Source organism: Streptomyces sp. NPDC048516 (assembly GCF_043199875.1).
Lineage (GTDB): Bacteria > Actinomycetota > Actinomycetes > Streptomycetales > Streptomycetaceae > Streptomyces.
Window position 1 is genome coordinate 102,347 of the sequence record NZ_JBICWS010000009.1, and the last position, 26,420, is coordinate 128,766.

The window sequence follows — 26,420 nt, forward strand, 5'->3', positions numbered from 1 at the left end:
CATGCGCCGGGCCGATTCGTGCCGGACCTCCTCAGGCCGGTCAGCCGGCCGGGCGCGGAGCCCCGGGATAGTGCGGCGGAAACGCCTGTTCCGTCCAGATCGTCTTGCCGTACGGCGTGTAGCGCGTGCCCCAGCGCTGCACCAGTTGCGCGACGATGAAAAGCCCCCGCCCGCCCTCGTCGTCGCTGGCGCTGTGCCGCAGGTGGGGCGAGGTGTGACCGGTGTCCGACACCTCGGTCAGCAGGGTCCGGTCACGCAGCAGCCGCAGGTGCAGTGGCCCCGACGCATGCCGTACGGCGTTCGTGACCAGCTCGCTGACCACAAGTTCCGTTGTGTAGGACAGTTCCTCCAGGCCCCACTCCAGCAGCTGTCCGGTGGCCCGCTCACGGGCCTTGCCCACCGCGGCCGGCTCGGCGGGCAGTTCCCAGGCCGCCACCTGCCGGGCGTCCAGCTCACGGGTGCGCACCAACAGCAGGGCCGAGTCATCGACGGCAGGACCGTCCGGCAGCAGCTCCGCCAGCGTGTGGATACACAGCTCGTCCAGCGGCCTGCGGTGATCGCTCAGCACCCGGCCCAGGATTGCCAGTCCCTCGTCGATGTCCCGGTCACGTCCCTCGACCAGCCCGTTCGTGAACAGCGCGAGCAGGCTGCCGACCGGCAGCTCGATGTCCAGGGATTCGAACGGCAGGCCCCCGAGGCCCAGCGGCGGACCGGCCGGCAGGTCCGGGAAGTACAGGCCGCCCTCCGCATCGACGACGGCCGGCGGCAGATGCCCGGCCCGCGCCATGGTGCACCGCCGTGACACCGGGTCGTAGACCGCGTACAGGCAGGTCACTCCGGTGGCCACATCGTCCGGGCCGGCGTCCGTGCCGGCCATTGCGGCCTGCTCCTCCGCGGTCTGTCCCACCAGGTCGTCCAGCCGGCTCAGCAGCTCGTCGGGGGAGAGGTCCAGCCGGGCGAGGGCGCGTACGGTCGTCCGCAGCCGTCCCATGGTCGCCGCCGCCTGGAGGCCGTGGCCGACCACGTCCCCGACGACCAGGCCGACCCGGGTGCCCGACAGGCCGATGACGTCGAACCAGTCGCCGCCTACTCCGGCCCGCTCGTCGCTCGGCAGGTAGCGGTAGGCAAGGTCGACGGCGGACTGGGCCGGCAGATGCTGCGGCAGCAGATTGCGCTGCAGGGTCAGCGCGGCGGTGTGCTCCCGGGTGAAACGGCGGGCGTTGTCCAGGCATACCGCCGTCCGGATGACCAGCTCGTCGGCGAGCTCGGTCTCCTCCTTGTCGAAGACCGACGGGGCGGCGCGGAGGAAGGTGACCAGCCCCATCAGGGCGCCGCCGGCCCGCAGGGGCACGACCATGGTGCCCTCCTCGCGCACCGTGCCGCCGGAGGACAGGCTGCGGTACTGCAGCGAGCCGGGCGGGTACTCGACGCGGTGCGGGCCCTGCAGCGGACCGTCCGGGGCGTGGTCGGCGGTGCGGGTGGCCACCCGCACCAGGGCCGGCAGGGTGCCGTCGACGGCTTCCGGCTCCCCGCCGTTCAGGACGGACCGCATCACGTCGACGATGACCATGGAGGCGAAGGCGGGCACCGCCACCTTGGTGATCTCCCGCGCGGTGACGGTCATATCGAGCGTGGTGCCGATCCGGGCGCCGGCCTCCACCAGCAGGTTCAGCCGGCGCTGCGCCTGGTAGCGGCCGCTGATGTCGAAGGCGTCCTCGCACACCCCGAGCACCCGGCCCTGGGCGTCCTGCAGCCGGTAGTAGGAGCAGGACCAGACGTGATCGGACCCCGGGTCGGAGGGCTTGTGGCCGACGAAGTGCAGATCGAGGACCGGTTCGCCGGTGGCGAGAACCTGACGCATCACCGCGTCGAGGGTGCGCGGGTACCCCTCGGTCACAAACTGGCCGTCCGGGTAGAGCTCATCGGCCCGCGCACCGAGGAACTCCTCCACCGGCAGTCCGATCTCCCGGGTGTAGGCGCCGTTCGCCCAGACCAGCCGCAGCTCGGTGTCATAGATCCCCAGGCCCACCGGAGACTGGGTGGCCAGACCGTGCAACATCGCCTGGCGGGACTCCCACAACCGGTGCTCGTCCAGATCGGCGGCCACCAGGACACGGGCCGGCCGGGCACCGGCGTTCTCGGACGCCTCGGACGCCTCGGACGCCTCGGACGCCTCGGACACCTCGGACACCTGGGCGACCTCACGGACGTCGGCCAGCGGGCAGCTCGTGACGGCCATCCGCAGCATCCGGCCGTCACGGTGCCGCAGCGTGTGCGCCTGGCTGCCGCTCGGTGAGGACTCGGACGCGGGGGAGGCCGGTGCCGGACCGGCCGGCAGCAGTGTCGCGACGGGGTGCCCGATGATCTCCTCCGGGGTGTACCCGAGGAGCCGCTGGGCCGCCGGGCTCCACCCGATGATCCGGTCCTGGGCGTCCAGAACCGCTGTGGCCGCCCTGGCGACGTCGAGGGGACCACGGAAATCGGCGCTCTCCGCCGCGTTCCATGCGTTCATGGCATCAACCCAGCCCGGTTCAGTATCTACAGCATCGAGCCTGATCAAGAGCGGCACAACTGCGCTGCCGCGGGGGACGCGCCCTTGGTGCGGCCCTGCCCCGTCGCTGGCAGAGTGGGAAGGGGCGCAGAGCAACAGGAGGCAGATGTCATGTCGGCCCATGGCCCGGCCACTCCGGTACGTGGCGCTCCGTGCTGGGTCAGTCTGATGGCGCGCGATCTGGAATCCGCGCAGGATTTCTACTCCGCCGTCCTGGGCTGGCGGTTCCGTCCGGCCAGCCTCGGTGAGGAGTTCTCCGTCGCGGTGGCCGACGGGCAGCCGGTCGCCGGCATCGGTGCCCTCGCCCAGAGCTTTCAGGTCGCCGTGGCCTGGACCTCCTACTTTGCGGTGGAGAACGCCGACGACACCGCGGACCGGATCCGCGAGCGCGGAGCGACCGTCGCCGTCGGCCCGCTCAAGCTCGGCCCCGGACGCGCCGCCCTCGCCGCCGACCCCGACGGCGCCACCTTCGGCTTCTGGGAGGGCCAGACCCTGGCGTGGTCGGTCGGACGGGGCGCCGCACCCGCCCTGCTCGAACTGCGCACCCGGGACGGGTTCGCGGCCGCCATCTTCTATGCGGAGGTCTTCGGCTGGGCCTCCGGGGAGCCGGGCGGCTGCGATGTGACCTACGAACACGATCAGGTCCTCGTCCGGGACGGTCAGCACACCGTCGCCACCCTGCGGGGCGGTGCCGTCGAGTCCGCCCCGGACCCGCGGGTGCGGCCCCGCTGGCACGTCCACTTCCCGGTCCGCGAGATCGAGAAGGTGACGGCCGCCGCGGTGTCCGCAGGCGGAACCGTCACCCCCGTGACGCCGACCGAGGACGGCAAGGGCCAACAGGCCGTCATCCGTGACCCCGACGGCGGCCTCTTCACCGTCGTCTCTTACTACTGAGGTCTGGTCCGGTATTACGGAGGCCTGTTCCGGCTTGAGGTCTGTTCCGGTCCGAGGTCTGTTCCGGTCCGCGGCCTGTTCCGGTCCGAGGCTTCCGTACGCAACGGCCCCGCCCTCCTGCGCAGTTGCAGAGGACGGGGCCGAGGGCACAGAGGGATCCCGGGGATCAGGGGATCAAGGGGGCAGAGGTCAGTTCAGCGCATCACCGCTGCCGCCGGCTCCCGGGTCCTGGGCGCCCGTACCGGGGTCCTGGGCACCGGCACCGGCGTCTCCCGCGCCCGCGCTTCCGGCATCCCCGGCTCCGGCGCTTCCGGCTCCGGCGTCGCCGGCTCCGGCGCCACCCGCTGCCGCGTCGCCGCCACCTGCTGCCGCGTCACCGCCGCCCGCTGCGGCATCGCCGCCACCTGCTGCTGCGTCACCGCCGCCACCTGCTGCGTCACCGCCGCCCGCTGCGGCGCCACCGCCACCTGCTGCCGCGTCACCGCCGCCCGCGCCGCCGCCCCCGGCGCCGATCTCGGCTCCCGTGGCCTTGAGCGCGTCGGTGACCGGCTGGAAGAAGGTCTCGCCGCCCGCGGTGCAGTCGCCGCTGCCGCCGGAGGTCAGCCCGACCGCCGAGTCGCCGGAGAACATCGAGCCGCCGCTGTCGCCGGGCTCCGCGCAGACATCCGTCTGTATGAGGCCGTTGACGATGTCGCCGTTGCCGTAGTTCACCGTCGCATCGAGGCCGGTGACCGTGCCGTCGTGCAGGCCGGTGGTGCTGCCCGAGCGCTGCACCTTCATCCCGACGGCGGCCTCCGCGGCCTTGGTGATCTTCTGGGTGGTGCCGTCCCCCTTGTCGACCGCGCTCTCCGGCTGGGCGCCCTTGTCGTCGTAGGTGACCAGCGCGAAGTCCGTCTTGGGGAACTTGGAGTCGGCCACCGTGCCCAGCGGCTGGCTGCCGCCCTGGTCGGCCGTCCAGGTCTTGGAGTCGTTGCCGCAGTGACCGGCCGTCAGGAACGCCGGTGCGCCCTTGACCGTGACATTGAAACCGAGCGAGCAGCGTGCGTTACCGCCGAAGATCGCGCTGCCACCGACCGGCCCCGCGGCCTGCCCGCCACCGGCTCCACCGGCTCCACCGTCATCGCCGGCGCCGCCCGCGGCCTGCCCGCCGTCGCCGCCGCCGGCCGCTCCGTCGCCGCCGCCGGCCGCTCCGGCACCGCCGCCGGCCGCTCCCGCGTCGCCGCCGCCCGCCGCTCCGGCACCGCCCGCCGCCTGCCCGCCGCCGGCCGCGCCCCCCGCCGCACTCCCCGCGTCCCCGCCGTCGTACCGCTTGAACTCGCCCTGAGACCGCTTGACGGTGACCATGCCTGCGCCCATGCCACTCGTGGCCTTGTTGAGCGTGGTCATCTTTGCGCCGGTAACGGTTCTGTCGGCGAGCACCACGATCTTGTTGGTCTTCGGGTCGATCGACCACGCCGTACCGGGCACCGAGGCGGAGTTGCGCAGAGTCGCCGCACCGGCCTTCAGCGCGGTCATGCTGTTGTGCACGACCTTGGCGACGGCGCCCTTGGCCGTGACGCTCTTGGCGTCGTCCTCCGACAGCACGTTCATGACCAGGTGGCCGTTCGCGCTGTCCAGGTACCAGCCGGCGCCCTTGTCCCCCAGGTCCGCCTTCAGGGACGCCGCCAGCTGCGTGGCCGAGTGGGCGCTGAGCGTCTTCGGGGCCGCCGGCTGGTCCGTGCTCGCGTTGGCGTTGGGGAGCAGGATCGCTGCGGCCGCGATGGCGGCCGCCGCGGCGCCGACGACGACGCCGGTCCGCTTGTTCACATGTCGGTGGCTCAATTCACTGACCTCCAGGGACGCACAGGAACGGGGCACACGGGCGACCGCGGTGCGTCGCGCCGGCACCCGTGTGTTGCTGCCACTCAGTCCTACGTAGCCCCGTGCATCCGGGTCTCACGGCCACTCAAGCTGTGATGAATTCCGACGCTTGCGGTGGCGAACGTTTACACTCCCGCACCGGCCGCGCGGCCCCCGGCACCCTCCCCTGCCACCTCACCCGGACCACCGGCACCAGCCCCGAGCTGCGGGTTCGTCGGTGCTGCCGGCCTGGCGCGGGCGCGTGACCGCCCTCACGTCCGGGGTCGTGCACCCCGGTGCCCATGGGGCGTAAAGGGCAACTGTGACCGTGCTTAAGAAATCCTCGATGGACCGGGCGGCCCTCGTAGGGAAGATTTCCTGACGAAGATCGGGTTGCCGGGACGGGCACCCGGCAGGGTCACACTCACGTACGGGAGCCGTTGCGGTGAAGGCACTGGTCAAGCAGAAAGCGGAGCCGGGACTCTGGCTCATGGACGTGCCGGAGCCGGCCGTCGGCCCGGGGGATGTCCTGATCAAGGTGCTGCGCACCGGCATCTGCGGCACCGATCTGCACATCCGCGCATGGGACGGCTGGGCCCAGCAGTCCATCGGCACCCCGCTGACGATCGGTCATGAATTCGTCGGTGAGGTGGTGGCGACCGGCCGCGATGTGGCCGAGGTCAAGACCGGCGATCTGGTGAGCGGCGAGGGCCACCTCGTCTGCGGCAAGTGCCGCAACTGTCTGGCCGGCCGCCGCCATCTGTGCCGCGCCACCGTCGGCCTCGGCGTCGGCCGGGACGGCGCGTTCGCCGAGTACGTGGCGCTGCCCGCCACCAATGTGTGGGTGCACCGTGTGCCCGTCGACCTCGATATCGCCGCCGTCTTCGACCCCTTCGGCAATGCCGTGCACACCGCGCTGTCGTTCCCGCTGGTCGGCGAGGACGTACTGATCACCGGCGCCGGGCCGATCGGCATCATGGCCGCGGCCGTCGCCCGGCACGCGGGGGCCCGCAATGTCATGATCACGGACGTCAGCGAGGCGCGCCTCGCCCTGGCCCGCAAGGTCGGCGTCAGCCTCGCCCTCAACGTCGCCGGGGCGACCATCGCCGACGGCCAGCGCGAACTGGGCCTGCGCGAGGGCTTCGACATCGGACTGGAGATGTCCGGCCGGCCCGAGGCGATGCAGGACATGATCGCCAACATGACGCACGGCGGCCGGATCGCCGTCCTCGGCCTGCCCGCCGAACAGTTCCCCGTGGACTGGTCCCGGATCGTCACCTCCATGATCACGATCAAGGGCATTTACGGCCGGGAAATGTTCGAGACCTGGTACGCGATGTCCGTCCTGCTCGAAGGCGGCCTCGACCTCGCGCCGGTGATCACCGGCCGCTATGCGTACAAGGACTTCGACGCCGCCTTCGATGACGCCGCCAGCGGGCAGAGCGGCAAGATCATCCTCGACTGGACCGCCTGAATTCCCGGTCCGGCCTCCCTCCGGCGCGCCCCTTCGGCCCACGCGCCCGCTTCCCCCAACTCTTGGAGACATCCCTGATGTTCGACTCCGTACGCGATGAACTGCGCGGCGCCCTCGACGAGATCCGCGCCGCCGGCCTGCACAAGCCCGAGCGCGTCATCGGCACCCCGCAGTCCGCCACCGTGGCGGTCACCGCGGGAGGCAACCCCGGTGAAGTGCTCAACTTCTGCGCCAACAACTACCTCGGCCTCGCCGACCACCCCGAGGTCGTCGCGGCCGCCCATGAAGCGCTCGACCGCTGGGGCTACGGCCTCGCCTCGGTCCGCTTCATCTGCGGCACCCAGGAGGTGCACAAGGAGCTGGAACAGCGGATCTCCGGCTTCCTCGGCCAGGAGGACACCATCCTCTACTCCTCCTGCTTCGACGCCAACGGCGGTGTCTTCGAGACCCTGCTCGGCCCCGACGACGCGGTCATCTCCGACGCCCTCAACCACGCCTCCATCATCGACGGCATCCGCCTGTGCAAGGCCCGCCGCTTCCGCTATGCCAACCGCGACATGGCCGATCTGGAACGCCAGTTGAAGGAGGCCGGCACCGCCGGCCGCAAGCTCGTCGTCACCGACGGCGTGTTCTCCATGGACGGCTACGTGGCGCCGCTGCGCGAGATCTGCGACCTGGCCGACCGCTACGGCGCCATGGTGATGGTCGACGACTCGCACGCGGTCGGCTTCGTCGGTGCCGGCGGCCGCGGTACCCCCGAGCTCCACGACGTCATGGACCGCGTCGACATCATCACCGGCACCCTCGGCAAGGCGCTCGGCGGCGCCTCCGGCGGCTATGTCGCGGCCCGCGCCGAGATCGTCGCGCTGCTGCGCCAGCGCTCGCGCCCGTACCTCTTCTCCAACTCGCTCGCCCCGGTGATCGCCGCCGCCTCGCTGAAGGTGCTCGACCTGCTGGAGTCGGCCGGTGACCTGCGTGAGCGGCTGCATGCCAACACCGCCCTGTTCCGCTCGCGGATGACCGAGGAGGGCTTCGACGTCCTCCCGGGCGACCACGCCATCGCCCCCGTCATGATCGGCGACGCGGCCGAGGCGGCCCGGATGGCGGAGCTGCTGCTGGAGCGCGGCGTCTACGTCATCGGCTTCTCCTACCCGGTGGTCCCGCAGGGCCAGGCGCGGATCCGCGTACAGCTGTCCGCCGCCCACTCCACCGCGGATGTCCACCGCGCGGTCGACGCCTTCGTCGACGCGCGGTCCGCGCTGGGCGCCTGACGCCCCTCGCCCGCGGGGCCTGCGAAACTGGGAGCATGATCGAAGCGCGACGGCTGCACATCCTCCGCGCGGTGGCCGACCACCGTACGGTCACCGCCGCGGCCGCCGCGCTCTATCTCACGCCCTCGGCGGTCTCCCAGCAGCTGGCCGCCCTGGAACAGGAGACCGGCCACCGCCTGGTGGAACGCAGCGCCCGCGGCGTCCGGCTGACCGCCGCGGGCGACATCCTGCTCGCCCACGCCAACGCCGTCCTCGCCCAGCTGGAGCGCGCCGAGTCCGAGCTCGCCGCCTACGGCTCGGGCGAGGCCGGCACGGTCACCGTCGCGGCCTTCGCCACCGGTATCGGCCTGGTCGTCGCGCCCGCGCTCACCGCGCTCACCCGCACCGCGCCCGGCATCCGGGTCCGCGTCCAGGACGCCGAAGGCGACGCCAGCCTGCTGATGGTCCTGGACCGGCAGGTGGATGTGGCGGTCGCCGTCGAATACCGGGGCGCGCCCCGCGCCGACGACCCGCGGCTGACCCGGGTCCCGCTCTACGCCGAGCCGTTCGACGCCGTACTGCCGCCCGGCCACCGCCTGGCCGGTGTGGCGCAGGTGGCCCTGGCCGATCTCGCCGACGATCCCTGGATCGGCCCCTACCCCGGCAACCCCTGCCATGACGTGGTCGTCCTGGCCTGCGAATACGCCGGTTTCGAGCCCCGGCTGGAGCACTCCTCCGACGACTTCCGGGCCGTCGTCGCCCTCGCCTCGGCCGCCGCGGGGGTGGCCCTCGTCCCCCGCTCGGCCCTGCGCGACATGGACCTCACGGGGGTGGTGGTCCGCCCCGTCGACGATGTCGCACCCACCCGCCGGGTCTTCGCCGCCGTACGCCGCGGCGCCGAGGAGCACCCGTTGCTCCGCCCGGTGCTGGCCGCCCTCCGGGAGACCGCGGCGCCGCAGGGGTGAGGCCACGGCCGTCATGCCGCCCCCGGCGCCTCGTCCATGGCGATGACCCGGGCCGTGGCTGCGGCGGTGGCGATGAGCCGCTCCTCGCCGTCGGTGAGCGCGGCCTCCAGGAAGGCGATATCACCCACGCGGTGCACGACGCGTCCGGTGCCGATGAGCCGGCCGGGGCGGGCGGGCCGGAGGAACGAGGCCGTCAGCTCCAGGGTGGACTGGAACTGATCGGGCCGGAGCGTGGCGAGGAGGGCGGGGCCTGCCGTGTCGTAGAGCATGGCGGCGAGGAAGGCCCCGAGGACGTTGCCCACCGGGTTGGTGAAGGCCTCGGTCGCGGTGAACGCCAGCCGGATCGTGCCGCTCGCGGCGTCCGCGTCCAGGAACTCCATGCCCAGGGTGGCCGCCGCGGGAGGCAGCGGCGCACGCCCCTCCATCGCCTCCCGGAACGCCCCGGCCCCTTCGCTCATCGGACTCCTCAGCCGGCCGTCCACCGGGTTCGTGTGTGTTCTCCCTACCCCGCACGGCCCCGGTACCGGCCCGGTTCACCCGAATGACCACGCCCCCGAGGACGTGCCCTGGCATCCCGGCGGGGTCGGTCATGGCAGGCTCGGCACGGCGGCGAGGGAGGCGATGCGCATGTCGGCAGGCCCGGCCGGCCCGGTGGGCGAAGCGCCGGCCACCGCGCCCCAGGACCCGTATGCGCCGGTGCGCACCCGCGGGTACCTCAAGCTCCTCCTGGTGGCGGCAGTGGTCGGCTTCCCGGTCTGTGCCGTCTCGTTCGGCTTCCTCGCGCTGGTCCACGAGCTGGAGCCGCTGCTCTACCGGGAGCTGCCGCGGGCGCTTGGCTTCACCGGCACACCGCTGTGGTGGCCGGTGCCGCTGCTCGTGGTCGCCGGTCTCCTGGTCGGTCTGGCCGTCCGCTGTCTGCCGGGACACGGCGGCCATGAGCCGGCCGACGGGCTGGCGCTCAGCGGCGCGCCCCCGCTCTCCGCGCTCCCCGGCATCGTGCTCGCGGCGCTGGCTTCCCTCAGCTTCGGTGCGGTCGTCGGCCCCGAGGCGCCGCTCATCGCCCTCGGCGGCGGGCTGGCCGCCGGCGCCGCACGGCTGCTGGGCCGGGGCGTGAGCTCCCGGAGCGTGGCCGTGGTGGGCGCCGCCGGCAGTTTCGCGGCGGTCAGCGCACTGCTGGGCTCCCCGCTTCTGGGGGCGTTCCTCCTGATGGAGGTGTCGGGGCTGGGCGGCCCGATGCTCGGGATGATGCTGGTGCCCGGTCTGCTCGCGGCGGGAATCGGTGCGCTGGTCTTCACCGGCCTGGGGGACTGGACGGGACTCGGTACGTACTCCCTCGCGCTGCACGACATCCCCAAGGCCGCCGGGCCGACGCTGCCGGAGTTCGGCTGGGCCCTGGTCATGGGCGTGGCCGCCGCGTTCCTCGCGTCCGGCGTACGGCGGCTCTCGCTGTTCCTCAAGGGGCGTGTGGTCCGCCACCGGGTCCCGGCCACGGTGGTGATGGGCCTGGTGGTGGGCGCGCTGGCGGTGGCGTTCGCCGGGATCACCGGTAAGCCCGCCACCGAAATGCTCTATTCGGGCCAGTCGGCGCTGGGGTCGCTGTTCCGGGACAGTGCCGGCTACTCGGTGGCGGCGCTGCTGCTGCTCATCGTGTGCAAGGGCCTGGCGTACTGCGCCTCGCTGAGCGCTTTCCGGGGCGGGCCGATCTTTCCCGCGCTGTTCCTCGGCGCGGCGGGCGGCGTCGTCCTGTCCCACCTGCCCGGCCTGTCGCTCACCCCGGCCTTTGCGATGGGCGTCGGCGCCATGAGCGTGGCGATGCTCCGGCTGCCGATGACCTCGGTACTGCTGGCCACCCTGCTGCTGGGGAAGAGCGGTCTGACGGTGATGCCGCTGGTCATCGTCGCGGTGGTCGTGGCGTACGTCGTGGCCCTGCGGCTCACTCCGGTCACCACCACGGACGCGCCTGCCGCGGCCGCACCGCGCGCCGCCTGACGACCAGCCGCCTGACGACCACCGCTTGATGGCTCCCTTGCCTCTGCCTCCTGCCTCTGCCCGTTCAGCGGCGCGGGGTCCGGCCGGTCCGGGTCCAGGTGGCCAACTGGCGCTGCGTCCAGGTGTTGATGACCCGCTCGGCGGGCACTCCGCACTCCTCGGCGCGGGCACAGCCGTAGATCTGCCAGTCCAGCTGGCCCGGCGCATGGGCATCGCTGTCGATGGCGAAGAGCGTCCCCGCCGCGAGGGCCTGGCGGAGCAGCCGGCGCGGCGGATCGAAGCGGTCGGGGCGGCAGTTGATCTCGACGGCCGTACGGTGCTCGGCGCAGGCCGCGAACACCTCGGCGGCGTCGAACTGCGACTCCGGGCGCAGCTTGCCGGTGATCTGCCGTCCGGTGCAGTGTCCGAGCACGTCCACCAGCGGGTTGCGGACCGCGGCCAGCAGCCGCCGGGTCATCGGTGCCTTGTCCATCCGCAGCTTGGAGTGCACCGAGGCGACCACCACGTCCAACCGGTCCAGCAGCTCCGGTTCCTGGTCGAGGGTGCCGTCGTCGAGGATGTCGCACTCGATCCCGGTCAGCAGCCGGAACGGTGCCAGCCGCTGGTTGACCTCCGCCACCAGCGACAGCTGCCGGCGCAGCCGCTCGGCGGTCAGCCCGCGGGCCACGGTGAGCCTGGGGGAGTGGTCGGTCAGCACACACCAGGCGTGCCCGAGGTCGCGGGCGGTGCGGGCCATGGCCCCGACCGGGCTGCCGCCGTCCGACCAGTCCGAGTGCAGATGGCAGTCACCGCGCAGCGCCCGCCGGAGCCGCTGACCCTGCTCTCCCCCGACCAGCGGTCCGCCCGCTTCCTCCTCCAGATGCGTCAGATAGGCGGGCCGCACCCCCGCGAGCGCTTCCTCGACCACCCGGGTGGTCTTCGGGCCCAGCCCCTTGACCCGCCCCAGCGAACCGTCCAGGGCGCGCCGCCGCACCTCGTCGGGGGACAGCGCGCCGACCACCGTCGCGGCGGTACGGAACGCCTGGACGCGATAACTCACCGCCCCCTGCCGCTCCAGCAGGAACGCGATCCGCTCCAGCGCCTCGACGGGGTCCACGAACGGCTCCTTCCCGGGGCGCCGGCCCCGCGGTGTCCTTTCACGGTGCCGTACCCGGTGGGCGGCTGCCACCGGGCTGTCGGCGGCGCCCTCCGAAACCGCCCATTACCGACGGTTCCGAAGGCGTGGCGTTATGCGGTTATGTCCGTTCTCCGGCCCACTCGATCCGTTTCCAGGGAATGCGGCACGTATAGTTCCGATGATTCCGTTCCATGCGTGCAACTCGCCCGATGCCGCCCATGAACTCCGGGCGAATCGGGCACATTTCATGCCTCTGCAACATTCGGAGCGGCCTGTCCGGGGCGGGTTCCGGAGTTTCGTGACCGTGCTGTGCTCAGGTGCCGTAAAAATTGGCGGTCTTCAAGGAATCTGCACACCGAAAGCGCAGTCGGCACATCGTCTCCCGTGGTGCATCCCTACGCTGACCTGCACGTCAATGCTTTGGTGCGGGAATGTCCAGTTCGCCGAATGAGCGGTTACCGATGAGTTGGAAGTGAAACTGGAGAACCTGTGAAGAAGCTGCCACCAAGTCATGGATGCACGTGCACTTCCGGTAATTCAGTGGGGCGTTGGGCTCTGGATCAGCGGTTCTCCGATTAGCAGCGCAACGCGCCCGCATGCTTTGATCCTTCGCACCGCGGGAGTCACACCATCGGTTCCCGATTTCGGGTACCCGACTGCCGCAGCCGCGGCCGGACCACCCCACCGGACGGTTCGGGCGCAGCTTTTTTCGAGATATTCATCGAAGGGAATCACCATGAACTCCATCCCCCAGGTTCAGACCCAGGAAATCTCCGACGCCGACCTGGACAACGTGTCCGGTGGCCTCCTCAACGGCGTGGTCGGCACCGCCACCAACACCGTTGACTCCATCGCCCCGGTCTCGGGCGCCGTGGGCACCGCCACCGGCCTGGTCGACGGCGCCACCGGCGTCAACACCTCGGGCGTCGTCGGCACCGCCTCGGGCCTGGTCTCCGGTCTCTGAGTCGATTCTGTGCCGCTGAGCGGTACAGCCGGCTTTGAACGGTGACAACGGCAGGTCGGCGCCCCCTCCTTGCCGACGTGCCGGGCCGCGTGCCCCGGATCCCTGGCTGTGCCCGGGACCGGGGCGCACGGCCGCCACCCGTCTGACAGACCATTGCAGTTGAGGGAAGAGTGTCGTGCAGTTCCGCCAACAGGCCCTTTCCAAGCTGCAGTCGCCCGAGGAAATCGATCTTCCGGTGCGCTTCGCCCGCCCCCAGGGCTGGCTCGTGCTCACCGTCACGGTCCTCTTCGTGATCGCCGCGTCCGTATGGGCGGTGACCGGCACCGTGTCGTCCACCCTCAGCGCGCCCGGCATCCTCACCCACGGCCAGGGCAGCTACATCCTGCAGAGCCCCGTCGCGGGGCAGGTCACCGCCGTGCTCGCCCAAGAAGGCAAGCGGGTGGCCGCCGACACCCCCGTCCTGAAGGTCCGCACCGCCCGGGGCACCACCGTCGTCCGCACGCTCGCCGCCGGCCGGCTGACCACGATGGTCGCCACGATCGGCTCCGTCGTCACCACCGGCGCAGACGTCGCCTCCGTGGAGCGCGTCGCCCATGCCCGCGATCCCCTGACGGCCACGCTGTACGTCCCGGCCCAGAGCGGCGCCACCGTCCCCGTCGGCGCCTCCGTCGACCTCACCGTCCAGTCCGTGCCGAGCCAGCAGTACGGCGTCCTGCGCGGGCGGGTCAAGGCCGTCGGCAGGACCGCCCAGACCCGCCAGCGGATCGGCGCCTACCTGGGCAACAGCCAGCTCGGCGAGCAGTTCTCGCAGCACGGCCAGCCCATCGCGGTCCTGGTACAGCTCGACGCCGCTCCGCACAGCGCTTCCGGCTACTCCTGGTCGGCCTCCGGCGGCCCGCCGTACGCCCTCGATTCGATGACGCCGGCCACCGGCGCCGTCCATCTGGCCGCGCAGCACCCGATCGATTGGCTGCTGCCATGACCGCCACCGACGACTCCGCGGCCCCGCAGCAGCAGCTGCCGCCTCCCGGCCGCGGCCGGCACCGTCCCGAGCCCGCGCCCGGCGCCCGCCGGACCCGCCGTGCCGCGCCCGCCCCGAAGCCCCGGAAGACGAAGACCGTACGCACTCCCACCGTCCTCCAGATGGAGGCCGTGGAGTGCGGCGCCGCCTCGCTGGCCATGGTGCTTGCCCACTTCGGGCGGCACGTACCGCTGGAGGAGCTGCGGATCGCCTGCGGCGTCTCCCGCGACGGCTCGCGCGCCAGCAACCTGCTCAAGGCCGCCCGCAGCTACGGCCTGCAGGCCAAAGGCATGCAGATGGAACCGTCCGCACTCGCCGAGGTGCAGGCGCCGGCCATTCTGTTCTGGGAGTTCAACCACTATGTCGTCTACGACGGCACCAGCCGCCGCTTCGGCCGCCGGGGCGTGCGGATCAACGACCCCGACAAGGGCCGCCGCTTCGTGCCGACCGAGGACTTCGACACCAGCTTCACCGGTGTCGCCCTGGTCTTCGAGCCCGGCGAGGACTTCCGCAAGGGCGGCCGCAAGCCCGGCGTGCTCGGCGCCGTGCCCGCCCGGATGCGCGGCACCACCGGCACCCTGCTGGCCGCGCTGCTCGCCAGCCTGCTGCTGGTCGCGGTCGGTGCGGCGGTGCCCGCGCTGAGCCGTACGTACATCGACATGTTCCTGATCGGCAACCAGACCTCACTGCTGGGGCCGCTCTTCGCGTCGATGGCCGCGATGGTCGCGCTGACCGCCGTCCTGACCGGACTGCAACAGGCGAACCTGCTGCGCGGCCGCATCATCTCCTCCACCCTGACCAGCGCCCGCTTCCTGCGCCATCTGCTCAGACTCCCGGTCACCTTCTTCGCCCAGCGCAGCCCGGCCGACCTGGTCCAGCGGCTGCAGTCCAACGACGCGGTCGCCGAAACCCTGGCGCGCGACCTCGCCGCCGCGGGCGTGGACGGAATCGTGGTCATCCTCTACGCCTTCCTGCTGTGGACCTACGACCCGCAGCTGACGGTCATCGGCGTGGGAATCGCGCTGCTCAACGTCGTCGCCATGCGGATCGTGATCCGCCTGCGGGCCACCCACACCCAGAAGCTGCGCGCCGACACCGCCCGGCTGACCAACACCTCCTACACCGGCCTGCAGCTCATCGAGACGATGAAGGCCACCGGCGGGGAGAACGGCTACTTCCGCCGCTGGGCCGGCCAGCACGCCACCACGCTGGAGGTGCAGCAGCGCCTCGGGGTGCCGAGCGCCGGGCTGGCGGTCGTCGCCCCCACCCTGGCCACGCTCAACAGCGCACTGATCCTGTGGATCGGCGGTCTGCGGGCGGTCGAGGGCCATATCTCCATCGGTCTGCTGGTCGCCTTCCAGGCGCTGGTGACCCGCTTCACCGCACCCATCACCCGGCTCAACGGAGTGGCGGGCCGCATCCAGGACTTCGCCGCGGATGTCGCCCGCCTCAAGGACGTCGAGAGCTTCCCCGTCGACACCCTCTACTCGCGCCCCGAGCCGGACGCCGACACCCGCCGGCTCAAGGGCCATGTGACGCTGGAGGACATCACCTTCGGCTACAGCCCGCTGGACAAACCGCTGCTCACCGGCTTCTCCCTGGTCGTCGGCCCCGGCCGGCAGGTCGCCCTCGTCGGCGGCTCCGGCAGCGGCAAGTCCACCGTCTCCCGGCTGATCTCCGGCCTCTACAGCCCCTGGGAAGGCACCATCCGCATCGACGGACAGCGCCTGGAGGACCTTTCGCGCAGCGCGCTGGCCGCCTCCGTGTCCTTCGTCGACCAGGACATCTTCCTCTTCGAGGGCACGGTCAGGGACAACGTGGCGCTGTGGGACCCGTCCATCTCGGATGACGCGGTCATCACCGCCCTCCAGGACGCCGCGCTCTACGACGATGTGATCGCCCGTCGCCCCGACGGCATCCACAGCCGCGTCGAACAGGACGGGCGCAACTTCTCCGGCGGCCAGCGCCAGCGCCTGGAGATCGCCCGCGCCCTGGTCCGGCGTCCCAGCATCCTGGTCCTCGACGAGGTCACCAGCGCCCTGGACGCGCAGACCGAGCAGACCATCATGGACAACCTGCGACGGCGCGGCTGCGCCTGCGTCGTCATCGCCCACCGGCTGAGCACCGTCCGCGACAGCGACGAGATCGTGGTCCTCGACCACGGCGTGGTCGTCGAACGCGGCCGGCACGAGGACCTGGTCGCCGCCGGGGGCCCGTACGCCGAGCTGGTCAAGGAGCACTGACGTGTCATCCATGCCCCCGCCCGCGGTCGTGGGACCGGGCGACACCGACGCGGTGACCCAGGCGCTGGGCGGCCTCGGCACGCCCGTCGACTGCACCGGGCTGCGCAGCGTTCCCCTGGAGGGCCCGCATGTGCTGTGGCTCGTCACCGGCGGATCGCTGGACCTCTTCGCGGTCGACGCCGTCGAGGAAGGGCACTGGCACTTCCTCGGCCGTCTCGAAGCGGGCACCCTCCTGCTCGGACCGGTCGCGGGCCCGCACCACACCCTGCTCGGCCGGCCGTCCCAGGACTGCCTGCTGCGCCGGATCCCGCTGCGCGAACTGCCCCGGTACGAGTACGGGGAGTACGGCGACACCGGGTCCATCCCGCAGTACGGCACGCAGGACGGCTACGGCTACGACACCACCCACGGTCAGGGCGAGGCGCTCTCCGCGCTGGAACACGCCTTCGCGCTGGGCACGGCCCGCAGTCTGGGTGTGCTGTTCGAGGCACCGCTCGACGGCCGGCCCGCCGATGAAGCGGTGGCCGACGACGACATCCTGTGGATGCCGGTCCCGCCCGGCAGCGTGCAGTACGGCGCCTCCTACAGCGCGGAGGCGGCCGGCGATCTGCTGGTGGACCCCGAGCTGTGGCAGCAGATGGTCAATCAGCAATACCGGCTGCTGTCCGCCGTCGACCGCTGGATCGAGCAGCTGGAGCGCGCCCACGAGGACCGCACGGCAGCCGGCATCAAGGCGGGCGAGGCCGTCCGCGAGCGGGCCGACCAGGCGCTGATCGCGTCCATCGGCCGCCAGGACCGGTCCGGACGGGGCAGTGCCGAGACGGACCGGGCCGGCGACGACGCCACCTTCGCGGTCTGCCGCACGGTCGCCGAGGCGGCCGGGATCACCCTCACCGAGCCGCCGAAGGGCGCCGCCGCCAACGACCGCATCACGCCCGTCGAACGCATCGCGGTCAGCTCGCGGATCCGCACCCGCGCGGTCCGCCTCCAGGGCCGCTGGTGGCGGACCGACACCGGCCCCCTGGTGGGCCACCGCGCCAAGTCCGGCGCCCCCGTGGCGCTGCTGTGGCGGCGGGGCCGCTACGAGGCGGTCAACCCGGCCTCCGGGCTGCGGATGCGCATCGACAAGGACAACGCCGACGCCTTCGAGCCGCGCGCCGTGATGTTCTACCGCCCGCTGCCGGAACGGCCCATGAGCCTGTGGCGGCTGATGCTCTTCAGCCTGCGCGGCTCCCGGACCGACCTGCGGAATCTGGCCCTGGCCGGGCTGGTGACGGTGGGGCTCGGCGCCCTCGTCCCCCTCGCGACCGGCAAGGTGCTCGGGGAGTACGTCCCGAGCGCCGACAAGAGCCTGATCGTCCAGGTCTCGCTGGCCGTCATCATCACCAGCGTCGTCTCCGCCGCCTTCATGCTGCTGCAGAACCTCACCGTGCTGCGGATGGAGGGCCGGATCGAGAGCGCGCTGCAGCCGGCCGTGTGGGACCGGCTGCTGCGGCTGCCGACGAAGTTCTTCACCGAACGCTCCACCGGCGAGCTGGCCAGCGCCGCGATGGGCATCAGTGCCATCCGGCGGGTGCTGTCCGGACTCGGCCCGGTGGCCGTGCAGGCCACGACGATCGGCGCGATGAACCTGGTGATGCTGCTCCTGTACAGCGTGCCGCTGGCGATGGCGGCGATCGCCATGCTGCTGGTCATCGGTGCCGTGTTCCTCGCCATGGGCCTGTGGGAGCTGCGCTGGCAGCGCCGGCTGGTCACGCTCGGCAACAAGCTCAACAACCAGGCGTTCCAGACCCTGCGCGGCCTGCCCAAGCTGCGGGTCGCCGCGGCCGAGAGCTTTGCGTACGCGGCCTGGGCCCGCGAGTTCGCCCGCTCCCGCGAACTCCAGCAGAAGGCCGGCCGGATCAAGAACTTGACCACCGTCCTCAACGCCGTCTACCTGCCGCTCTGTTCGCTCACCATGTTCATGCTGCTGGCCGGACCGGCCCGCGGCAGCATGTCGGCCGGCTCGTTCCTCACCTTCAACACCTCGGTGACCATGCTGCTGACCTCGGTCACCCAGATCACCGGCGCCTTCATCTCGGCCGCCGCCGCGATGCCGATGTTCGAGCAGATCAAGCCGGTCCTGGACGAGAAGCCCGAAGTACGCGGCGCCAGCGCCCAGCCCGGCACCCTCGCCGGCGGCATCGAGGCCAAGAAGCTGTCCTTCCGCTACAGCGACGACGGCCCGCTGGTCCTCGACGATGTCTCGCTGCGGATCCGGCCCGGCGAGTTCGTGGCCGTCGTCGGCCCCAGCGGCTGCGGAAAGTCGACCCTGCTCCGGCTGCTCATCGGCTTCGACAAGCCGACCTCGGGCCATGTGCTCTACGACGGCCAGGACCTGACCGCCCTGGACCAGGCGGCGGTGCGCCGCCAGTGCGGCGTCGTCCTGCAGAACGCCCAGCCCCTCACCGGCTCGATCCTGGACTGCATCTGCGGCGCCGAGTCCTTCACCCAGGAAGAGGCCTGGGCGGCCGCCGAGATGGCGGGTCTGGCGGAGGACATCAAACGGATGCCGATGGGCCTGCACACCATGATCTCCGGCGGTGGTGCCATCTCCGGTGGCCAGCGGCAGCGGCTGATGATTGCCCAGGCGCTGGTCCGCCGCCCGCGGATCCTGTTCTTCGACGAGGCCACCAGCGCCCTGGACAACGAGACACAGCGCATCGTCATCGACAGCACCCGCAAGCTCAGCGCCAGCCGGCTGGTGATCGCCCACCGGCTGTCCACGGTCATGGACGCCGACCGCGTGATCGTCATGGCGGACGGCCGGATCGTCGAGCAGGGCGCCCCGTCCGAGCTGCTCGCCGACACCGGCGGTGCGCTCCACGACCTGGTACGGCGTCAGCTGACCTGACCTGACCTGACCTGACCTGACCTGACCTGACCTGACCTGGCCTGACCTGACGGGCCTGGCCTGGCCTGAGCTGACCCGTCCCGGCGCCGCTCCCGCCGCCGCTCCGCCCGCCGGGCCATTCCCCCTGTCCCCGCGGACCACCGCTTATCTTGCAAAGCAGTCAGCGGACGGAGAATGAGATGACCACGGCGAAAGACCTGTTCGACGCCATGCCACCCGACCGGCGCCGGCGGCTGCGGGACATCGCCCGCCCGGTGTCGCTGCCGCGCGCCACCCGCCTCTTCGAGGAGGGCCGGCGGGCTGACCACTTCTGGATCATCCGCAGCGGACAGGTGGTGCTCGACCAGCGGGTCCCCGGGCGCCGCGCCGCGGTCGTCGAAACGCTCGGCCGGGACGAACTGCTCGGCTGGTCCTGGATGTTCCCGCCCTATCTGTGGCACTTCGGAGCGGAGACCGTGGGCCCGGTCGACGCCGTGGAGTTCGACGCCAAGGTGGTGCGCACCCTGTGCGAATCCGACCCCGTCCTCGGCCGGGCGATGTACCACTACGTCGCCGAAACGGTGGCCGACCGGCTCCACGGCACCCGCGTGCGGCTGCTGGATCTCTACGGGCCCCAGGGGAGTGGCCTCGACTCGTGAGCACGGGTCTCCGCAAGAGCACCGGCCTCCTCAGGCGGGTGTCGCAGGCCCCCACCCCGCCGGGTTGTGACCGGTGACAGTCCGCTCTGTGTCGCGGCACCATGAATCCGGGCCGGTGGCCGCACCACAATCGCGTCCATGAGTCATCTCGCCTGGGACGATGAACAGGACTTCGCCGACGCCGACCGAGGGTTTCTCGCCCGCCTGGATCCCTGTGTCATCCGGGACGCCGACGGCCGTGTCGTCTGGGACAACGACGCCTATGCCTTTCTGGACGACGACTGCCCGCCCACCGCCAACCCGTCGCTGTGGCGCCAGAGCCGGCTCGTCGCCCGGCAGGGGCTCTACGAGGTCGTCCCCGGGGTCTACCAGGTGCGCGGCCTGGACATCTCCCACATCACCTTCGTCGAGGGCGACCGCGGGGTCCTCGTCATCGACCCGCTGATCAGCACCGAAGTGGCGGCCGCCGCTCTGGAGCTGTACCGCAGGCACCGCGGACCGCGGCCGGTCACCGGCGTCCTCTACAGCCATTCGCACCTCGACCACTTCGGCGGGGTGCGCGGCGTGGTGGAGGACGCGGAGGTGGCCGCCGGCCGGATTCCGGTGATCGCCCCGGCCGGGTTTCTCGGACACGCGGTGAGCGAGAACGTCTTCACCGGGCCCGCGATGGTCCGCCGGTCCGGCTACATGTATGGCGTGACGCTGCCCAAGGGCCCGGCAGGCCAGATCGGCTGCGGCCTGGGCCAGACCACGTCGACCGGCTCCGTCGGCCTGATCGCCCCCACCCTGGACATCACCGCGACCGGCCAGGAAGAGGTGATCGACGGCGTCCGGATGGTTTTCCAGCTGACGCCCGGTACCGAGGCGCCCGCCGAGATGAACTTCCACTTCCCCGACCTGCGCGCGTTGTGCGTGGCTGAGAACGCCTGCCACACCCTGCACAACGTCCTCACCCTGCGCGGTGCGCTGGTCCGGGACCCCAGCGCCTGGGCCCGCTACCTCACCGAGACCCTGCGACTGTTCGCCGGCACCAGCGACGTCGTCTTCGCCTCCCACCACTGGCCCACCTGGGGAGCGGATCGCGCGGTCCGCTTTCTGGAGGAGCAGCGTGATGCCTACGCCTACCTGCACGACCAGTCCGTACGGCTGATCAACGCCGGGCTCACCGGCGCCGAGATAGCCGAGGAGCTGCGTTTCCCGCCCGCCCTGGAACGCGCCTGGCACACCCGCGGCTACTACGGCACTCTCAGCCACAACGCCAAGGCCGTGTACCAGCGGTACATGGGCTGGTTCGACGGCAATCCGGCCCATCTGTGGCAGCATCCGCCGGTGCCCGCGGCCCGGCGCTACGTGGAGTTCATGGGCGGCTCCGACGCCGTGCTCGCCAAGGCCCGCCAGGCGTACGAGGCCGGGGATCTGCGCTGGGTGGCCGAAGTGGTCAACCACGTCATCTTCGCCGAACCGGAGCATGCGGAGGCCCGCGCCCTCCAGGCCGACGCCTTCGAACGCCTCGGCCAGGCCGCCGAGTCCGGGCCCTGGCGCAACTTCTACCTCATGGGCGCCGCGGAGCTGCGCGGCACCGTCGCCGGCACTCCCGCCCACCCCGCGCCCGACGTCCTTGCCGCCCTCACCGTCGAGCAGATCTTCCAGTCCATGGCCGTCCGCCTCAACGGGCCCCGGGCCGGCGACCGGCGCCTCCTCCTGCGCTGGGAAATCGGGTCCGCGCCCGGCGACGGCGACCCGGCCCCCGCCCCGGAGATCTGGACGCTGCTGCTGTCCAACGGCGCACTCACCCCCATGCCCGGCAACGCACCCCGCGGTGAACTCCCGCACGCCACCCTGAATCTGGCACGGACCACCCTGGACGCGGTCCTCAGCGGCGCCACCACCTTTCCCGACGAGATCACCGCCGGCACCGTGCGGCTCGACGGCGACCCCGAGGCCCTGCTCACCTTCGGCGCCCTGCTGGACAAGCCCGACTGGAACTTTCCGATCGTCACGCCGTGAACGCGGGGGAGCGGCGGTTCAAGTGCGGCCCGCCTCTCCGGCGTCGCGCAGCAGCAGCGCCGCCAGCGCCAGGGCCGCGCCCCGGGGCGTCGCGAGGTCGAGCCCGGTCAGTGCGGAGATCCGGGCCAGACGGTTGTCGACGGTGTTGGGATGGAGGGTGAGCAGCCGGGCCGTGGCGCGGCGGTCCTGGGCCTGTTCCAGATGGGTGCGGAGGGTTTCGAGGAGTTCGGGCCGGCGGGCGACCGGGTCGAGCAGGGCGGCGATCCGGTCGCTCCCGGCGCTGGGACGGGAGAGCTGGTATTCGAGCAGGACGTCATCGAGCCGGTGCAGCCCGGCGGGGTGTCCGCAGGCACGGGCCACCCGGACGATCCGTGCGGCCGTGCGTGCCGCCTCCGGGATCTGAGCCCCCGATTTTGCGTGTACGGCGGCGAGCCGTACGCCCGGACCGCCGGCCTCGGCAAGCCGCTCGGCGAGGCCGGCCGGCGGCTCTGCCGGGCCGGGCACGATCGCCCGGCCCCCGGTGCCGTCGAACAGGGTGAGCACCTCCCTGCCGAAGGCCCCGTCCAGCGCCGTCTGCAGCCGCCGTACCACCCGCCGTACGGCGACCGGCGCCCGCGGGCCGTCCGGCAGCTCCACCGCCAGGACCAGCGACGGCCCCGCGAGACCGCTGCCGGCCGGGGGGACCGCGGTGCCCTCCAGCAGCCCGCGGACCTGGGAGCGGCGTTCCTCGTGCCGTTCGGCGGCGAGGGCCGCCTGCTCGTCGAGGTAGGTCTCGGTGACCGCGCTCACGACCCGCTGTTCGGCTCCGAGCAGGTAGCCGGCCAGCTCGACCAGCGCGGCCTCCTCACCGGGCCGGGCGGCCTCCCGTAGCGCCTGCCACAGCACGCGCGCCCCCGCACAGTGGGTGGTCAGCAGCAACGGCAGCGGCATGCCCTCCCCGGCCCGCTGGGCGGCGCGCTCGCGGAAGAAGCCGGTGTCGTCCGGGCCGGTCCGCGGATCGTGCACCACCCGTTCCAGGAACAGCCGCAGGCCGTGCCGCGCGGTCGCCGCGATCTCCACATCCTTGACCTCGGCGGGGAGTTCGGCATAGCCGTGCAGCTGCTCGAAGGCGTCCCGGGACATCAGCCGGGCGAGCTCGTTGACCCGGGGCAGACAGCGCGCGGCGAGCGACCGCACCGCGTCGGGTACCCCGGCCGCCGGCGCCGGCGGGTCCGTCGTGGCGGAGCGGTGTGCCGCACCCGCCGTATCCGCTGTCATCGGCCGCCTCCCGGTGCCCGTGGTGAGGCGTCACCTTAGTCCGCCCCCGTGCGGTTGGCGACCACGGCTCCCGGCGCCCTCGGCCCGGCCCGCCGGCCGTCGGATTCTCCCGGACGGAAAGAGGGAGCCACCGCCCCGGAACCGCCCTCGCCGCCCGGCCGACTACCTGTGCCGGGTCGCGCCTGCGACCTGTACGGCCGCTGCTGCTGCGGCGGGTGAGACGGCCGGTGTGCCGGCTGTGAGGCGTAGGGAGAAGCGTCATGCGTCCTGGGAAGTTGTGCGGTGTCGCGGTAGTTGTCGCGCTGGCCGCCACCGCGTGCGGCGGCAGCGGAGGAAGCGGTGGTACGGGCACGGACAAGGGGGCCGGCGGGCCGGGCTTTCCCGTGCGGACCACCGACTGCAAGGGCGCCACCACCACGTTCCCGTCCGCGCCGCGCAAGATCGTCACCAGTAATGCCGCCGCCCTGGAGATGCTGCTGCGGCTGGGCGCGGGCGACCGGGTGATCGGGACCGGATTCCCGCCCCGCAAGGGCGCCTTGCCCGGCGCTCTGGACGGGCAGGCCAGCAAGGTGCCGGTGCTGGGGAGGTCCGTGATTCCCAAGGAGAAGCTGCTCGGCTCGGGCGCCGATCTCTACATCGACACCTTCGCATCGATGAGCACCATGGGCCGGGCCGGAGACGCGCCGACCGAGGAGGAGTTCACGGCCGCGGGCATCAAGCACCTCTACCTGACGTCCACCGCCTGCGCGCCGATGGCCGGGAAGCCCCAGCGCGACCTGTCCGGTGTGGAGGGCGACATCACGCGGCTGGGCGCGGTGACCGGCACGTCACAGCGGGCGGACGCACTGGTCGCGGGGATGCGGGCGAAGGTGGCCATGGTGCACAAGGCCGTGGGCGACATCGCCCCCGGCAAGCGGCCGGCGTACTTCTTCTTCGACTACGACGCGGGCACCAAGCAGCCGGTGGCCGTCTGCCGCAAGCAGGTCGCCAACGCCGTGATCGGCCAGGCCGGGGCGCGCAATGTCTTCGACGGCTGCGACGGGGACTTCAAGCCGGTCTCCTGGGAGGAAGTGGTCGCCAAGAACCCGGACTGGATCCAGCTCGGGGTACGCAACCGGGGCGACGCGGCCGCCAATGCCAAGGCTTTCGACGAGGCCGCGTCGTTCCTGAAGCACTTCCCCGCCACCAAGGGGCTGGCTGCCGTGCGCAACGGCAAGTTCCTGCGGATCGGCTCGGAGCGTACGACGATCGCCGGCGTCGGCAACGCGGACACCGTCGAGGAGATCGCCCACACCATCCACCCCGGTCGGTTCAAGGCGGCGCGGTAATGGCATCGGTCGTCTCCGGGCCGGACGGCCGTGGGCCGGACGGCCATGAGCCGGGCGTTCACGAGCCGGGCGTTCACGAGCCGGACGTTCACGAGCCGGACGTTCACGAGCCGGGCGTTCACGAGCCGCACGGTCGCGAGGAGCAGGTCGAGCAGGCCCGGCGCCGCACGCCGCCTGCCGGACCGCTCGCCGCCGGGCTCGGCATCGCCGTGCTGGTGGCCCTGACCGCCGCGGTGTGTCTGGGCTCCACCGATATCGGCCCCGCACAGGTCTGGTCGGTGGTGCTGCGACGGCTCGGCGGTGCCCCGCCCCGGCCCGGCACCGACGACCTGATCGTGTGGCAACTCCGCCTTCCCCGGGCCCTGTTGGCCGCACTGGTGGGCGCGGGGCTGGGCCTGGTGGGAACGGCGACCCAGGCGCTGGTGCGCAATCCGCTGGCGGACCCCTATCTGCTGGGCATCTCGCACGGTGCCTCGCTCGGCGCGGTCGCCGCCATCGTGCTGGGAGCCGGCGCGGGGGGCGCCCTGGGGCTGGGACTGTCCGCGGCGGCGTTCGCGGGAGCGCTCGCCGCCTTCGCGCTGGTGTGGTGCATGGCCCGGCGCGGCGGGGGCTTCTCACCGCTGCGCCTGGTACTGGCCGGCGTCGGCATCGGGCAGCTCCTGTCCGGCTTCACCAGTTACCTCGTGCTCCAGGCCGGGGACGAACAGCAGACCCGCAGTGTGCTGTTCTGGCTGATGGGCAGCCTGAGCGGGGCCACCTGGAGTGTCCTGTGGCTGCCCGCCCTCGCGGTCGCCGCCGGGCAGTCGGCCCTCCAGGTGCGGGCCCGCGCCATGAATGCGCTGATCATGGGTGATGAGACCGCTGCCGGGGTGGGCGTGGACGTCACCCGGCTGCGCCGGGAGCTCTTCGTGGTGTCCGGCCTGCTGACCGGCGTACTGGTCGCGGTCTCCGGAGCCATCGGCTTCGTGGGCCTGATGGTGCCGCATCTGTGCCGGCTGGTGATCGGCGGCGACCACCGCAGGCTGCTGCCGCTGTCCGCGCTGACCGGGGCGCTGCTGCTGGTCGTGGTGGACCTCGTGTGCCGTACGGCGATGGACTCCCAGGAACTGCCGGTGGGGGTCGTCACCGCGATGATCGGGGCGCCCGCCCTGCTGTTCATCCTGGACCGGCGGATGGAGGCGGACCGGTGAACGTCGAGATCGAGGATCTGCACGTCGGCTACGCGGGCCGGAACGTCGTGGCCGGAGTACATCTGATGGCGGCGGACGGTGAGATCGCCGGGCTGGTCGGCCCCAACGGCAGCGGCAAGTCCACCGTGCTGCGGACCGTCTACCGGCATCTGCGGCCCACCGCCGGACGGGTGCTGCTGGCCGGGGCCGATATCCGCACGCTCACACCGGGGCAGACCGCACGCCGGGTCGCCGCGCTGCCGCAGGAGCGCGGCAGCGACTTCGAGCTGACCGTGCGCGAGGTGGTGACGATGGGCCGTACGCCCTACAAGAGGGCCTTCGCGGGCGACGACCGCACCGACCGGGAGAGCGTGGCCCGCGCCCTGGCCGCCGTCGGCCTGGCCGGGCAGGGCGCCCGCCGGTTCGCCGCGCTGTCCGGAGGCGAGCGTCAACGGGCCCTGCTGGCACGGGCCTTCGCCCAGGACCCGGAGGTGCTGGTCCTGGACGAACCCACCAACCACCTCGATGTACGGCACCAGGTGGAACTGCTCGCACTGCTGCGGGCACAGCGCCGTACGACGCTGATCTCACTGCACGATCTGAACGCCGCGGCGTCGCTGTGCGACCGGCTCCATGTGCTGCATGGCGGACGGGTGGTGGCGTCCGGCGCGCCCCGTACGGTGCTCACGCCCCAGTTGCTGGCCGAGGTCTTCGGGGTACGCGCCGCGGTGACCGACCATCCGCTCACCGGTGACCCGTTGATCGCCTTCGACCACCGGGAGGCGGCGCCCGCCGGGGGCGGGTGACCGGCTGCCGCACCC

Annotated in this window: 19 protein-coding genes; 14 read left to right on the forward strand and 5 right to left on the reverse strand. The window is 72.1% G+C overall.

Annotated features, from left to right (window positions below; genetic code table 11):
• Positions 1-40: 40 nt before the first annotated feature.
• Positions 41-2,512 carry a SpoIIE family protein phosphatase gene (locus ACGFR7_RS19555; RefSeq protein ID WP_393320464.1) on the reverse strand — a complete coding sequence of 824 codons (2,472 nt, stop codon included), beginning with the start codon at positions 2,510-2,512 and terminating at the stop codon, positions 41-43.
• Positions 2,513-2,662: 150 nt separating this feature from the next.
• Here ACGFR7_RS19555 and ACGFR7_RS19560 point away from each other — a divergent pair, with 150 nt between their 5' ends.
• A complete protein-coding gene (locus tag ACGFR7_RS19560; RefSeq protein WP_393320467.1) occupies positions 2,663-3,445 on the forward strand; it encodes a VOC family protein in 783 nt (260 codons plus the stop codon).
• Between the two features lie 189 nt (positions 3,446-3,634).
• Here ACGFR7_RS19560 and ACGFR7_RS19565 read toward each other — a convergent pair whose 3' ends face one another.
• Positions 3,635-5,251 carry a S1 family peptidase gene (locus tag ACGFR7_RS19565; protein ID WP_393320470.1) on the reverse strand — a complete coding sequence of 539 codons (1,617 nt, stop codon included), beginning with the start codon at positions 5,249-5,251 and terminating at the stop codon, positions 3,635-3,637.
• Between the two features lie 478 nt (positions 5,252-5,729).
• On the opposite strand from ACGFR7_RS19565, the gene tdh reads away from it, so the two are divergent.
• From tdh to ACGFR7_RS19580, 3 genes are all read left to right on the forward strand, one after another.
• Positions 5,730-6,758, forward strand: a complete 1,029-nt coding sequence (gene tdh, locus ACGFR7_RS19570; protein ID WP_393320473.1) for an L-threonine 3-dehydrogenase — start codon at positions 5,730-5,732, stop codon at positions 6,756-6,758.
• A 77-nt stretch (positions 6,759-6,835) separates the two neighbouring features.
• Complete coding sequence (locus ACGFR7_RS19575) at positions 6,836-8,029, forward strand: glycine C-acetyltransferase (RefSeq protein WP_393320476.1); 1,194 nt, start codon at positions 6,836-6,838, stop codon at positions 8,027-8,029.
• Positions 8,030-8,064: 35 nt separating this feature from the next.
• The gene (locus ACGFR7_RS19580; protein ID WP_393320479.1) at positions 8,065-8,973 is read left to right on the forward strand and encodes a LysR family transcriptional regulator; all 909 of its coding nucleotides are present in this window, start codon (positions 8,065-8,067) and stop codon (positions 8,971-8,973) included.
• 11 nt (positions 8,974-8,984) lie between these two features.
• On the opposite strand, the gene ACGFR7_RS19585 is transcribed toward ACGFR7_RS19580, so the two are convergent.
• The gene (locus ACGFR7_RS19585; protein WP_393320481.1) at positions 8,985-9,431 is read right to left on the reverse strand and encodes a PaaI family thioesterase; all 447 of its coding nucleotides are present in this window, start codon (positions 9,429-9,431) and stop codon (positions 8,985-8,987) included.
• Between the two features lie 169 nt (positions 9,432-9,600).
• Here ACGFR7_RS19585 and ACGFR7_RS19590 point away from each other — a divergent pair, with 169 nt between their 5' ends.
• On the forward strand, positions 9,601-10,962 hold the full coding sequence (locus ACGFR7_RS19590; RefSeq protein WP_393320483.1) for a chloride channel protein: 1,362 nt from the start codon (positions 9,601-9,603) through the stop codon (positions 10,960-10,962).
• 64 nt (positions 10,963-11,026) lie between these two features.
• On the opposite strand, the gene ACGFR7_RS19595 is transcribed toward ACGFR7_RS19590, so the two are convergent.
• Positions 11,027-12,058, reverse strand: coding sequence for a PHP domain-containing protein (locus tag ACGFR7_RS19595; RefSeq protein WP_393320485.1), 1,032 nt, complete (start codon positions 12,056-12,058; stop codon positions 11,027-11,029).
• A gap of 757 nt (positions 12,059-12,815) precedes the next feature.
• Here ACGFR7_RS19595 and ACGFR7_RS19600 point away from each other — a divergent pair.
• From ACGFR7_RS19600 to ACGFR7_RS19625, 6 genes are all read left to right on the forward strand, one after another.
• Positions 12,816-13,043, forward strand: a complete 228-nt coding sequence (locus tag ACGFR7_RS19600; RefSeq protein WP_393320487.1) for a type A2 lantipeptide — start codon at positions 12,816-12,818, stop codon at positions 13,041-13,043.
• A 175-nt stretch (positions 13,044-13,218) separates the two neighbouring features.
• Positions 13,219-14,025, forward strand: coding sequence for an HlyD family efflux transporter periplasmic adaptor subunit (locus ACGFR7_RS19605; protein WP_393320489.1), 807 nt, complete (start codon positions 13,219-13,221; stop codon positions 14,023-14,025).
• Positions 14,022-16,307 (forward strand): NHLP family bacteriocin export ABC transporter peptidase/permease/ATPase subunit, encoded by a 2,286-nt coding sequence (locus ACGFR7_RS19610; RefSeq protein ID WP_393320491.1) that lies wholly within the window; start codon positions 14,022-14,024, stop codon positions 16,305-16,307. Before ACGFR7_RS19605 ends, ACGFR7_RS19610 begins: the two co-directional genes overlap by 4 nt.
• A 10-nt stretch (positions 16,308-16,317) precedes the next feature.
• On the forward strand, positions 16,318-19,200 hold the full coding sequence (locus ACGFR7_RS19615; protein WP_393321009.1) for an NHLP bacteriocin export ABC transporter permease/ATPase subunit: 2,883 nt from the start codon (positions 16,318-16,320) through the stop codon (positions 19,198-19,200).
• 179 nt (positions 19,201-19,379) lie between these two features.
• A complete protein-coding gene (locus ACGFR7_RS19620; protein ID WP_393320493.1) occupies positions 19,380-19,838 on the forward strand; it encodes a cyclic nucleotide-binding domain-containing protein in 459 nt (152 codons plus the stop codon).
• 138 nt (positions 19,839-19,976) lie between these two features.
• Positions 19,977-21,845 carry an alkyl/aryl-sulfatase gene (locus ACGFR7_RS19625; RefSeq protein ID WP_393320496.1) on the forward strand — a complete coding sequence of 623 codons (1,869 nt, stop codon included), beginning with the start codon at positions 19,977-19,979 and terminating at the stop codon, positions 21,843-21,845.
• An 18-nt stretch (positions 21,846-21,863) separates the two neighbouring features.
• Here ACGFR7_RS19625 and ACGFR7_RS19630 read toward each other — a convergent pair whose 3' ends face one another.
• Positions 21,864-23,102, reverse strand: coding sequence for a PucR family transcriptional regulator (locus tag ACGFR7_RS19630; protein WP_393320499.1), 1,239 nt, complete (start codon positions 23,100-23,102; stop codon positions 21,864-21,866).
• A 260-nt stretch (positions 23,103-23,362) separates the two neighbouring features.
• On the opposite strand from ACGFR7_RS19630, the gene ACGFR7_RS19635 reads away from it, so the two are divergent.
• Genes ACGFR7_RS19635 through ACGFR7_RS19645 form a run of 3 tightly spaced genes read left to right on the forward strand, consistent with a single transcriptional unit; the run spans position 23,363 to position 26,405 of the window.
• A complete protein-coding gene (locus ACGFR7_RS19635; protein WP_393320502.1) occupies positions 23,363-24,430 on the forward strand; it encodes an ABC transporter substrate-binding protein in 1,068 nt (355 codons plus the stop codon).
• Positions 24,430-25,620, forward strand: a complete 1,191-nt coding sequence (locus tag ACGFR7_RS19640) for a FecCD family ABC transporter permease (RefSeq protein ID WP_393320505.1) — start codon at positions 24,430-24,432, stop codon at positions 25,618-25,620. The genes ACGFR7_RS19635 and ACGFR7_RS19640 overlap by 1 nt, the downstream gene beginning before the upstream one ends.
• A complete protein-coding gene (locus ACGFR7_RS19645) occupies positions 25,617-26,405 on the forward strand; it encodes an ABC transporter ATP-binding protein (RefSeq protein WP_393320507.1) in 789 nt (262 codons plus the stop codon). The genes ACGFR7_RS19640 and ACGFR7_RS19645 overlap by 4 nt, the downstream gene beginning before the upstream one ends.
• The last annotated feature ends 15 nt before the right edge of the window (positions 26,406-26,420 follow it).

Bases quoted from the DNA above. Each gene is read 5' to 3' on its own strand.
- ACGFR7_RS19555 (WP_393320464.1), bottom strand. From the start codon at position 2,512: ATGAACGCATGGAACGCGGCGGAGAGCGCCGATTTCCGTGGTCCCCTC.
- ACGFR7_RS19560 (WP_393320467.1), top strand. From the start codon at position 2,663: ATGTCGGCCCATGGCCCGGCCACTCCGGTACGTGGCGCTCCGTGCTGG.
- ACGFR7_RS19575 (WP_393320476.1), top strand. From the start codon at position 6,836: ATGTTCGACTCCGTACGCGATGAACTGCGCGGCGCCCTCGACGAGATC.
- ACGFR7_RS19580 (WP_393320479.1), top strand. From the start codon at position 8,065: ATGATCGAAGCGCGACGGCTGCACATCCTCCGCGCGGTGGCCGACCAC.
- ACGFR7_RS19585 (WP_393320481.1), bottom strand. From the start codon at position 9,431: ATGAGCGAAGGGGCCGGGGCGTTCCGGGAGGCGATGGAGGGGCGTGCG.
- ACGFR7_RS19590 (WP_393320483.1), top strand. From the start codon at position 9,601: ATGTCGGCAGGCCCGGCCGGCCCGGTGGGCGAAGCGCCGGCCACCGCG.
- ACGFR7_RS19600 (WP_393320487.1), top strand. From the start codon at position 12,816: ATGAACTCCATCCCCCAGGTTCAGACCCAGGAAATCTCCGACGCCGAC.
- ACGFR7_RS19610 (WP_393320491.1), top strand. From the start codon at position 14,022: ATGACCGCCACCGACGACTCCGCGGCCCCGCAGCAGCAGCTGCCGCCT.
- ACGFR7_RS19615 (WP_393321009.1), top strand. From the start codon at position 16,318: ATGCCCCCGCCCGCGGTCGTGGGACCGGGCGACACCGACGCGGTGACC.
- ACGFR7_RS19620 (WP_393320493.1), top strand. From the start codon at position 19,380: ATGACCACGGCGAAAGACCTGTTCGACGCCATGCCACCCGACCGGCGC.
- ACGFR7_RS19625 (WP_393320496.1), top strand. From the start codon at position 19,977: ATGAGTCATCTCGCCTGGGACGATGAACAGGACTTCGCCGACGCCGAC.
- ACGFR7_RS19630 (WP_393320499.1), bottom strand. From the start codon at position 23,102: ATGACAGCGGATACGGCGGGTGCGGCACACCGCTCCGCCACGACGGAC.
- ACGFR7_RS19635 (WP_393320502.1), top strand. From the start codon at position 23,363: ATGCGTCCTGGGAAGTTGTGCGGTGTCGCGGTAGTTGTCGCGCTGGCC.
- ACGFR7_RS19640 (WP_393320505.1), top strand. From the start codon at position 24,430: ATGGCATCGGTCGTCTCCGGGCCGGACGGCCGTGGGCCGGACGGCCAT.